Raw genomic sequence first — 1,565 nt, forward strand, 5'->3', positions numbered from 1 at the left:
GTTGTGTCTGTTTTTGTTTTACTTCAACGGAGAGTTTGATCCTGGCTCAGGATGAACGCTGGCGGCGTGCTTAACACATGCAAGTCGAACGATGAACCTCACTTGTGGGGGGATTAGTGGCGAACGGGTGAGTAACACGTGAGTAACCTGCCCTTAACTCTGGGATAAGCCTGGGAAACTGGGTCTAATACCGGATATGACTCCTCATCGCATGGTGGGGGGTGGAAAGCTTTATTGTGGTTTTGGATGGACTCGCGGCCTATCAGCTTGTTGGTGAGGTAATGGCTCACCAAGGCGACGACGGGTAGCCGGCCTGAGAGGGTGACCGGCCACACTGGGACTGAGACACGGCCCAGACTCCTACGGGAGGCAGCAGTGGGGAATATTGCACAATGGGCGAAAGCCTGATGCAGCGACGCCGCGTGAGGGATGACGGCCTTCGGGTTGTAAACCTCTTTCAGTAGGGAAGAAGCGAAAGTGACGGTACCTGCAGAAGAAGCGCCGGCTAACTACGTGCCAGCAGCCGCGGTAATACGTAGGGCGCAAGCGTTATCCGGAATTATTGGGCGTAAAGAGCTCGTAGGCGGTTTGTCGCGTCTGCCGTGAAAGTCCGGGGCTCAACTCCGGATCTGCGGTGGGTACGGGCAGACTAGAGTGATGTAGGGGAGACTGGAATTCCTGGTGTAGCGGTGAAATGCGCAGATATCAGGAGGAACACCGATGGCGAAGGCAGGTCTCTGGGCATTAACTGACGCTGAGGAGCGAAAGCATGGGGAGCGAACAGGATTAGATACCCTGGTAGTCCATGCCGTAAACGTTGGGCACTAGGTGTGGGGGACATTCCACGTTTTCCGCGCCGTAGCTAACGCATTAAGTGCCCCGCCTGGGGAGTACGGCCGCAAGGCTAAAACTCAAAGGAATTGACGGGGGCCCGCACAAGCGGCGGAGCATGCGGATTAATTCGATGCAACGCGAAGAACCTTACCAAGGCTTGACATGGGCCGGACCGGGCTGGAAACAGTCCTTCCCCTTTGGGGCCGGTTCACAGGTGGTGCATGGTTGTCGTCAGCTCGTGTCGTGAGATGTTGGGTTAAGTCCCGCAACGAGCGCAACCCTCGTTCCATGTTGCCAGCGCGTAATGGCGGGGACTCATGGGAGACTGCCGGGGTCAACTCGGAGGAAGGTGGGGACGACGTCAAATCATCATGCCCCTTATGTCTTGGGCTTCACGCATGCTACAATGGCCGGTACAAAGGGTTGCGATACTGTGAGGTGGAGCTAATCCCAAAAAGCCGGTCTCAGTTCGGATTGGGGTCTGCAACTCGACCCCATGAAGTCGGAGTCGCTAGTAATCGCAGATCAGCAACGCTGCGGTGAATACGTTCCCGGGCCTTGTACACACCGCCCGTCAAGTCACGAAAGTTGGTAACACCCGAAGCCGGTGGCCTAACCCCTTGTGGGAGGGAGCTGTCGAAGGTGGGACTGGCGATTGGGACTAAGTCGTAACAAGGTAGCCGTACCGGAAGGTGCGGCTGGATCACCTCCTTTCTAAGGAGCACCTACAA

1 rRNA gene is annotated in these 1,565 nt (G+C 56.5%); it reads left to right on the forward strand.

Features of this window, described 5'->3' with window-relative positions:
• Positions 1–23: 23 nt before the first annotated feature.
• A 16S ribosomal RNA gene (locus AB0N24_RS27315) occupies positions 24–1,548 on the forward strand.
• The last annotated feature ends 17 nt before the right edge of the window (positions 1,549–1,565 follow it).

Source organism: Arthrobacter sp. NPDC093128 (assembly GCF_040683875.1).
Lineage (GTDB): Bacteria > Actinomycetota > Actinomycetes > Actinomycetales > Micrococcaceae > Arthrobacter.